This window comes from Endozoicomonas atrinae (assembly GCF_001647025.1).
In the GTDB taxonomy this organism is placed as follows: Bacteria; Pseudomonadota; Gammaproteobacteria; order Pseudomonadales; family Endozoicomonadaceae; genus Endozoicomonas; species Endozoicomonas atrinae.
In genome coordinates this window covers 51,724-60,199 of the sequence record NZ_LUKQ02000006.1, presented here as the reverse complement: position 1 = coordinate 60,199, position 8,476 = coordinate 51,724, and the positions used below count along the sequence as shown (strand labels likewise).

The window sequence follows — 8,476 nt, the reverse complement described above, 5'->3', positions numbered from 1 at the left end:
GAAACTCCAGCTGCCGAATGCGTTTATCCTGCTCATCCAGACGTTCATCCTGACGGGTCAGGCTGGTAGTCTGATGGGTGATTCGTTCCTCGATCATGGCCAGCCTGGACACCGCATCGCTGAGCTTATCGAGCTTGGAATCAATCTGATCCAGTCGCCGCGAGAGATCGTCCATGTCTCTGCTCCCTGTTCTGCTCAAAGGTCAGTTGATTTGATTCCAGATAGGCTTCCTTACCAGCGTACTCCTCCCAACGGCGCACAATCACATCGACGTATTTAGGGTCCAGCTCCATGAGTCGGGCACTGCGGTGAGACTTCTCACAGGCGATCAGGGTAGAGCCTGAGCCACCGAACAGATCCAGTACGATGTCCCGGGTTTTGGAGGAGTTACGAATGGCTCGTTCCACCAGTTCCACCGGCTTCATGGTGGGATGCAGATCATTACGGGCTGGCTTGTTGAAATACCAGACATCGCCCTGGTCTCGGGCTCCACACCAGAAGTGTTCTGAGCCTTCCTTCCAGCCGTAGAGAATCGGCTCGTATTGACGCTGATAATCGGAACGTCCCAGGGTGAATGTGTTCTTGGCCCAGATGATAAACGTGGACCACTTGCCACCGGCCTCCCGAAAAGACTTCTGCAAGGTGTCCAGTTCCGACGACGACATGCAGATGTAAATCGCGCCCTTGCAGACACCGAGCAGGTTGCTCATAGCCGCCAGAAGGAAGGTGTAAAACTCCGTGCCCAGGTTGTCGTTTTTGATCCGGCGGTCTTTTTTCGCTTTGCCGTTTTTCTCAGGATTTGCATAGTCGACGTTGTAGGGTGGATCGGTGAACACCATGTCGGCCAGCTGTCCAGCCATCAGGGTTTCAACGTCAGCCTGTTCAGTTGCACTCCCGCACAATACCCGGTGATCCCCCAACACCCACAAATCACCGGCCTGGCTCACCGGATGCTCTTCCGGCTCAGGAATCTCATCGTCATCGGTCTGCCCTTCTGGTTCGTCCAGCAGCAGCAAACCTTCGAGTTCTTCATCGGAAAATCCCATCAGGTCCAGATCAAAATCCAGCGCATCCAGTTCGGCCAGTTCCTGTTTCAGCAAGTCTTCATCCCAGCCGGAGTTGGCCGTAATCTGGTTATCCGCAATCACCAGCGCCCGTCGCTGCGTCTCGGTCAGATGCCCCAGCACGATCACCGGCACTGTTTCCATCCCCAGCTGCTTTGCCGCCATCAGACGACCATGGCCTGCTACGATCACATCATCGCTCCCCACCAGTACCGGATTCACAAACCCGAACTCCTCGATCGACCGGGCGATCTGGGTCACCTGCTCATCGGAGTGAGTACGGGCGTTGTTGGCGTAAGGAATCAGACTGGCAACAGAGCGATGTTCGATGGATTCGACGAGGATTCTGGCCATGGTTCTTCCGTGAACGTGGGTGAATTTCAGGTAACAAAAAACCCCGGACCGGAGTTGGTGCGGGGCTTGGATATACTTTGCTTCGAGCTTAGCGATAATTTTTGTCAAATCTCCTGAATTTGTCCAGTGAGCCAAACATGGCTCAAAAAGACATCGGTGGACATATTTACCTTTTCTATCCCTCAGCGGGTCAAATTACCCTGAATTATTTTGCAAAAGATGAATTTTCAGCCGGTTCATCGCCTTGTTCCAACGCGTCATGGGGGTCTTGCGATTAACCTTCAACTCTTCTGCAATGACACGCCATGGTAATCCCGACGCCCGCAACCATACCAGCTCCCGCTCATCCTCATTGAGCCACCGCAACCAGCGCATGCACTCCACCATCCGATCCACAGCATCCGCTGAAACCGGAGTTGGTTTTGCCTTGACGCCCTCTGCGTGATACACCTCCCAGCGATTGGGATTAAACTCCGGCCAGTAGGCGGAATATCCCAACTGCAGTCCGGACGGCACTCGTCGTGATATTATCCAGGCTTCCCGGTATCGCTTTCCCAGCTGCTCCACCGTGTGAATTTTATTTTTCATTCTCGCCTCCGTTGCGAAAGGGGTCCGGGTATCGGATGGGGCCGACCTCATGGAGGCCCATCCGAAATACCCCTTTAGGGGTAATTTTTCTGAAATCTGGAAACTGAATTTTTCCCATTAAAAATCAATAGGTTGGAAGTTCATGAAAGTCGTTTCCAGATCACTTAACAACCGAAACTACATTCCTTTTGTAACTGCCTGATTTACTGATGCTTTGTCGTTTCCAGCCAGTTTCTGAATGCTTCTGAAAACTGAAGAAACTGGAAACCTTCTGGAAACACCACGGGCCAGAATTGATCATTTAACGCACAAAATCCTGATCGTGATAGACCCAGACTTCCGGGTTTTCGACAGGCAATACTGCTCCGGTTTTAGAGCACTTGAAGTGGGTCGGCAATACGTTACAAAGCTCTTTACCATCCTTCCCATAACTCATGTCTTCTACGCAGAGATAGCCCCATTTACTGCGCCTGGCTGAAGGCAGGTTGTACTCCTGATGGTTACGGAAGAACTTGATATAGCCCTTGGTCGCCAGCACATGAATCCGTTCATAGATGGTTGCTTTGGCCCCCAATCCACGCTGGTTTTCAAATCGCTCAGAGAACTGGTTCGCCGTATAGACATTGCCCTGTAATGCCTCGTCATGAAGGATCTGGACGATCACTTCCCGCTTGCGAATCCGTTCTGCATCGTGTTTCTTTCCCATCTCCTCACCCGCAATACGAACACCATTAGCTGGTGCTTCACACCATTGCCCCTCACGCTTGATGATCCGTTTGGCATCGGGCGATGACCCGTTTCGCAGTTCGTAATAGAGCATCCGCTCCGGTTCCATTTCCTCAGGCTTGAACAACAACATGCCGGAGGTGTAATAACCACGCAGACTGCCTGCACCAGAGAGTGCCTGAAACGGATCTTCCTCCAGCTGCTTCTTGGACATCTTCCTTGTGTGATGAACCAGGATCAGGCCCGCTTCCGGACTTACCATATCCCGCAGTTGCTCAACCCGTTGCTGCAGGAAGTACATCATGGCGTTGTTGTCGTTTTCACTGCTGGCTTCCGGACCGGAGTCAAAGACATTTCGAATGGGATCGATGACAATGACATCCGGAGCATCGCCGAAAGCAGTACGGATGGAGCGGACTGCCAACTTCAGTCCATGGTCGTTCAGTACCATTTTCAGGCGAGCGGTCAACATCAGGTTTTCCCGCACCTGAGTGATTTGATAATCCTTCAGGGGCAGCTGCTGCACCCGTTCCTTCAGGTAGTGATATTGCACTTCAGCCTGCAGGTAGAATATTTTCAAAGGTCGACTGGGGCGCATATCCAGAAATGGCAGACCTGCAGCCATATGGGCCAGCAGGTTCAACATAAAGTCACTCTTGCCCACCTTGGGTGCGCCACCGATGACCAGCATCCCGCCCGGGGTTAACACTCTTGGCGATAGCAGATCAGCAGGCGTGGGTGAGTTGTCATCCCATAGATCGCCGAAGCTGTAGACCGGCACCGACTCTTTAACCGTTTTACGCTCCACGGTCACCAACCAGTGACGTACATCGGTCTGCTCAGCCACAGCATCGGCTGCATCCCATTTTTCTGGCTTGCCTTCCGGTGGCCTGAGAATAAATACGGACGTAGCTCCGGCATCGGCGATGGCCTGGGCAGCGTTTCGTGCGTAGAGTATTCCCGCTTCATCATTGTCAGGCCAAATCAGTACCTTCTTGTTTTGCAGGGGGGACCAGTCTGTTTTCTCCACCGGAGCATTGGCTCCATTCATTGCGGTGGTGGCACAGATATTCTGTTCGATCAGAGCCTGTGCCGCTTTCTCACCTTCCACCAACACCACTTCTTCTGCGGTTTTGATTCGGGGCTGGTTGTATAATGGTCGTGGATTCGGTGCCTGATGCTTGCGAGCCTTCACATCCCAGGGACGAAACTGCTTACCTTCTGGTGTATCGTAGCGGTAAACGCAGGCCAGCAGATTGCCGTTACTGTCGTGATAATCCCATTTGCCCGTATGTGCACCAAGCTCATCTATAGCGGGTTGAGCCGTGGCAGACCCAACCGGTATTGATGGCATACCAAGCCAGTCAGCCATAAACCGGACAATGGTTTGATAATCACGTTTGTCATCCAGTCCTTGTGAGCGGGCAACCAGCGTCACCAGATCACCGCCCTCACTGCTCTCAAAGTCATGCCAAAGCCCGGACCGTTCTCCGGTGAGTTCGATCTCCAGGCTCTTCCCCTTAACACCAGAGACATTTCCAAGAACAAACTTCTGCCCTTTCACTTTGCCATTTGGATAGAGATACCCAAGGAAGTCAGGCAGTCGATCCAATATGCGTTTTTTGACGTCTTCTGCAGCCAGATCATCAAGAATGGTCGGCTCCTGCGCATCATTAAAATCCATCCAGTTATTCATGTTCCTGGCTCCCAGCATTGTTGTTTCCACGGACACATCTTGCAGAGGTAATGACCGGCATCGGTGCTGATCCTCGGTAACAGCTCACCGCTTTCACAAGCCTGCAGAATGGCCACCGCCTTATCACTGCACTGCTGCGCCAGTCCGGCATCAAAAGGCAGCCATTCAAAATAGAGTTCACAGGTGTCTTTATTCACCGCCGTAAACAGCGCCGGATTCTGTGAAATACCAGGAACGGCTGGTTCCATATAGGCTTGATACAAGGCGACCTGTGCCGCATAGATGGGTTTAGAGAGCACCACACCCCGCTTGACGGTATCCTTCCAGGACTTGTTATTCATGGACTTACACTCCCACAGGGCCGGACAGCTCATCTCAATACCATCCGGAGCACCGTTGAAGATCCCGTCCACATGGCCTTTCAATTTTCCATCCACTGCGGAGAAGCCAAACTGTCCGCCCTCACGGGTTTCGGTGTAGAGCTCAAATCCCGCCTGTCTCAGCCAATCGATAGCCAGTTCTTCAAACTGATGACCAAACTGGAATATCCGCAGTAACTGACCTCTGAAGTGCTGACCCTTATCCACGGGCTGGTGCCAATACTCAAACTGCAGCCGTCGCTGACACTCTTCACCAAGGCGTGAAGCCCCGAGATAACTGCGCGGTGTCTTCTGCTGCTCCACCGATTCCAGAGCCTGGTCGATTTTTTCCGTGATCTGCTCACTGATCGTGAGCTTGTGGTTGTAATCCAACATAACGTCTTCCGTGATTTTTTCGGTATGAAGTGACAGGCAATCCAGACTGCAAAACTGCCGCAGGGTACCTGTTGTAAAGCGTCGTTGTTGCGTGGGAGCCCACCCGAATCCCCGGGCAGGCTCACCGCATTGGTAGCAGGCAGCCATGATCAGGCCGCTGCATCATCCAGATCACAACCGAGTAACCGGGCCAGCGTTGTGCGACCTTTACTGTTGTAGAAAAACTGCTCGACCTGCTTATCGCTGTGACGGGACTTACTGATACGGAACTCACCGTACTCATCACACTTCATTCCGTTCTGGTTAGCGGTCTTGCCAAGCCGCTGGGGAGAAATGCAAAACTCTGCAGCCAGTTCCGATGCGGTCCAGAAACGTTCTTCAACTTTTGGCAAAGGCAAGCAGCGAATACCTACAACTTCCTCTGTAAGCGTGGCCATCAATGCCTGTTTGGAAGATTCACTGAGGTTGGGCAGATTCTGGGTAGCCAGCTGAAAGTAGTCAGTCACCACCTCCAGTGCTTTAGCCGGATGAATACCTGACTCCGCAGGGCTACCCACATTTGGGGTAACCCCTGTCATCACGTACTGGCCTTGCTTACGGATACTCGGCAATACCTCTCTGGTGACCCAGCGTTTGAATTTTTTGGCCTGTGCTTTACGCGATTTCAAAATGCAGGAATACAAACCGGACTCATTGATCATGCTGACTTTCTGCTCTCCACCCGGGGTGGGCACAATTCGCCCTCCCTTCTCATCATCATCCAGCCCCCGAATACCATCTTTGGCACTCAGAAAACCCAGGGCATCCGTAACATCCTTCGCCACAAACCAGGTCTCCCCCTGCTCATCAGTCAGTGTGCGGATATTGCCAAACTGCTCGTGATTGAAAATGGTCATCGCTTTCATAACTCATGTCCTTATTGGTTTTGAATGGCCCGGTCATTTACCGGGCACGATGTAAATGATTAAGCCCAGCTGGGAGGCTCACTCGGGAATGGAGGCTGTTCCCCCTGAGGTTGAGTCGGTGCCTGAGCGGTTTGGGGAGCAGTACCCATCAACCGGGCATAATCCTTATGCTCCGGAGTCACCGCCTGCTTGATGACGTTTTTTTCATCGCCGTACTGATCCCGCTCCACAGCCACCCGGGCCACAAACTCAATCCCGTCCAGTTCACTGAATGACTGAATCTGTCGTGCCTGCTGGGCCCGGGGAGAGCGATCATCGGTGCGAATGCCCCGTGCAGACTGCAAAATACCTCGCACCATGGAGCGCCCCATCCCTGCCCAGGCTGGGCCTTTCGGACTGTGCAGGCCAATCAGGGTCCACAGCTTGCGCCGTGCAAACGGCCCTTCCAGCCCCACAAACTCGGTATTGAGATAAACGGCACCGGTATCGGTATTCTGGGTGGCATAACCATCGTTCCAGCCCATAACCGGTTCATTGTGACCACCCGGTTTGATGGTCATGCGAACCTTGAGCAGGGTGCCAGCGGGAATGAGCTCAAACTGGTTCTGGTCTTCCGCGTCGTTAAAATCGTTCCATGAAGTCATGATCAGGCTTCCTTAGGGTTGTTGGTTGTAGCGGTTGCAGGGCGGTTCCGAATCCGGTGAAACAGCTGACCGAGGTGAGCCGGTTCAATCATGTCCAGACGACCACTTCTGTCTTTGGCGGGATAGCCGTAGGGGTTGAGGGTCTGGCAGACAAAGGCTCTCTGCGGATTACCCTCAGCATCCGGCAGGCTGACCATGGTGATTACCTGATCCACAATGCCAGGCAGTTCCAGACCGGTTTTGCTGCCCTCGATCTGCAACTGATAGTGCTGACGGTTAAAGTCATCCGTGCGCTCTTCCAGGATGGCGACAAATACCACGTTTTTGCCTCTGGCATGCTGCAGATGGGTTAGCGTGGCGATCATCTCCTGACCGTGCAGACCATAAGCTCCACGGATGTCCGGCTTGCCAGTCTTCTCCGAGTACGCCTGCGGTTGCCCTTTTGCCCACTGCAGACAGAGCCGCGCCAGTGCCGTGATGGAGTCAACGAAAAAGGTGTCGTATTTCTCAAGCATCTGCGGGTCACCGTATTTCTGGCAAACTGCCTCAAAGTGCGCCTGTGAAAAGGGCTGGTCATCCCGCAGGGCCGGATTGGCTCCAGCAATAAACGCAACAAGGTCCCGAAAATCCTGCCAGGTACGGGGCCGAAGCGTGTCTCCGGTAAAACTGGCGACGGACAGATCACCGGATTCAATATCAATGAAACAGGTACTGGCCGGTTCCAGCGTCAACAGCTGAGAGGTTTTGCCAACCCCGGAAGGGCCTGCCAGTACCGCCTTGATCCCCTGCCGCAATTTCATGCGCTCATCGGCGCTGATAATGGGTAATGCCCCGGAAGGTGCTCGGGTCATGAGGCATCCTCCCCAGCAGGCGACAGCTTGTAGACGGGCTTCCCGGTCTTCAGGGTTCGGGCAGGCTCAAACGCCTTACGGATCGTGTCTGGCCAGGCACTGTATTTGCGCTCGGCGACCTTGTAGGATACCTCCAGGTACTCAGCCGGATCCTCACCCTGGGCGGTGATCTTTTCAGCAATGGTCTTGAGTTGCTTCTGATCCCAGGTCACTCGCTTGGGCAGATCAGCAGATACCTTTATGCCTTCGTCCAGGAGATGAACGACGCCGCTCTCTTTCCCTTGTTCAGTGCGCAGCTTGGTCACCTGACTGACGTACTTATAGCCGATGGCGCCGTCAATGAACTCCTTCAGCGACTTGATCTGCTCCAGTTCCAGGCGGGCGGCTTCTGACAACTGCAGTAACTCTGCTGACGATTTAGCAGCCAGCTCAAACACCGGCATGCCGAGGATGTTTTGCAGGGAAGTATTCATACCTCACCTCCCTGTGCCACCGGCATATCAACTGCGTCATAGAGTCGAGACTGCTCATACGCCAGAACATCCGACAGTCGATAGACAACCTTGGCCCCAATGCGCAAAAAGCGAGGGCCGGTCCCCTTCTGCCTCATACGGCTCAGAGACTTGATACTGATATTGAGCCTGCGGGACAGCTGAACAGAATCCATATGAATCACATCATGCTCAGCTGTAGGCGGACATGTAGGAGCATCGCAACGATCTCCTGCCACGAGGTTCCCTCCGGAACCAGATTGATACCTAACGTCTTGCATATTGGCCTCCTTAGGCTTTGTGTTTATGCAAGACTGAGTTTGAGGGAGGTACTGTAGGCCAACTGTAGGAGCTGTAGGTGAAACTGTAGGAGCGAGTGATTTTCAAAAAATAAATGAAAAA

General features: G+C 53.2%; 9 protein-coding genes. All 9 read right to left on the bottom strand.

What is annotated here, in order from left to right:
* Nucleotides 1-140: 140 nt before the first annotated feature.
* The 9 genes from AK963_RS02050 to AK963_RS02010 all read right to left on the bottom strand — a co-directional run bounded on the left by AK963_RS02050 (nucleotide 141) and on the right by AK963_RS02010 (nucleotide 8,355).
* Complete coding sequence (locus tag AK963_RS02050) at nucleotides 141-1,418, bottom strand: site-specific DNA-methyltransferase (protein ID WP_066013684.1); 1,278 nt, start codon at nucleotides 1,416-1,418, stop codon at nucleotides 141-143.
* A 195-nt stretch (nucleotides 1,419-1,613) separates the two neighbouring features.
* Nucleotides 1,614-2,006 (bottom strand): DUF6362 family protein, encoded by a 393-nt coding sequence (locus AK963_RS02045; protein WP_066013680.1) that lies wholly within the window; start codon nucleotides 2,004-2,006, stop codon nucleotides 1,614-1,616.
* Between the two features lie 301 nt (nucleotides 2,007-2,307).
* A complete protein-coding gene (locus AK963_RS02040) occupies nucleotides 2,308-4,428 on the bottom strand; it encodes an AAA family ATPase (RefSeq protein WP_066013678.1) in 2,121 nt (706 codons plus the stop codon).
* Nucleotides 4,425-5,330, bottom strand: coding sequence for a PDDEXK family nuclease (locus AK963_RS02035; protein ID WP_238593617.1), 906 nt, complete (start codon nucleotides 5,328-5,330; stop codon nucleotides 4,425-4,427). Before AK963_RS02035 ends, AK963_RS02040 begins: the two co-directional genes overlap by 4 nt.
* Nucleotides 5,331-5,332: 2 nt before the next feature.
* Nucleotides 5,333-6,088 carry a BRO-N domain-containing protein gene (locus AK963_RS02030; protein ID WP_066013676.1) on the bottom strand — a complete coding sequence of 252 codons (756 nt, stop codon included), beginning with the start codon at nucleotides 6,086-6,088 and terminating at the stop codon, nucleotides 5,333-5,335.
* Nucleotides 6,089-6,147: 59 nt separating this feature from the next.
* Nucleotides 6,148-6,732: a hypothetical protein gene (locus tag AK963_RS02025; RefSeq protein WP_066013674.1), complete on the bottom strand. Its 585-nt coding sequence runs from the start codon at nucleotides 6,730-6,732 to the stop codon at nucleotides 6,148-6,150.
* Nucleotides 6,733-6,734: 2 nt separating this feature from the next.
* Nucleotides 6,735-7,583, bottom strand: coding sequence for an ATP-binding protein (locus AK963_RS02020; RefSeq protein ID WP_066013672.1), 849 nt, complete (start codon nucleotides 7,581-7,583; stop codon nucleotides 6,735-6,737).
* A complete protein-coding gene (locus tag AK963_RS02015) occupies nucleotides 7,580-8,056 on the bottom strand; it encodes a hypothetical protein (protein WP_066013670.1) in 477 nt (158 codons plus the stop codon). Before AK963_RS02015 ends, AK963_RS02020 begins: the two co-directional genes overlap by 4 nt.
* Entirely contained in the window at nucleotides 8,053-8,355 is a 303-nt protein-coding gene (locus AK963_RS02010) for a helix-turn-helix domain-containing protein (RefSeq protein ID WP_202969702.1), read from the bottom strand. The genes AK963_RS02015 and AK963_RS02010 overlap by 4 nt, the downstream gene beginning before the upstream one ends.
* Nucleotides 8,356-8,476: the final 121 nt, after the last annotated feature.

Bases quoted from the DNA above. Each gene is read 5' to 3' on its own strand.
- AK963_RS02050 (WP_066013684.1), bottom strand. From the start codon at position 1,418: ATGGCCAGAATCCTCGTCGAATCCATCGAACATCGCTCTGTTGCCAGT.
- AK963_RS02045 (WP_066013680.1), bottom strand. From the start codon at position 2,006: ATGAAAAATAAAATTCACACGGTGGAGCAGCTGGGAAAGCGATACCGG.
- AK963_RS02040 (WP_066013678.1), bottom strand. From the start codon at position 4,428: ATGAATAACTGGATGGATTTTAATGATGCGCAGGAGCCGACCATTCTT.
- AK963_RS02035 (WP_238593617.1), bottom strand. From the start codon at position 5,330: ATGGCTGCCTGCTACCAATGCGGTGAGCCTGCCCGGGGATTCGGGTGG.
- AK963_RS02030 (WP_066013676.1), bottom strand. From the start codon at position 6,088: ATGAAAGCGATGACCATTTTCAATCACGAGCAGTTTGGCAATATCCGC.
- AK963_RS02025 (WP_066013674.1), bottom strand. From the start codon at position 6,732: ATGACTTCATGGAACGATTTTAACGACGCGGAAGACCAGAACCAGTTT.
- AK963_RS02020 (WP_066013672.1), bottom strand. From the start codon at position 7,583: ATGACCCGAGCACCTTCCGGGGCATTACCCATTATCAGCGCCGATGAG.
- AK963_RS02015 (WP_066013670.1), bottom strand. From the start codon at position 8,056: ATGAATACTTCCCTGCAAAACATCCTCGGCATGCCGGTGTTTGAGCTG.
- AK963_RS02010 (WP_202969702.1), bottom strand. From the start codon at position 8,355: ATGCAAGACGTTAGGTATCAATCTGGTTCCGGAGGGAACCTCGTGGCA.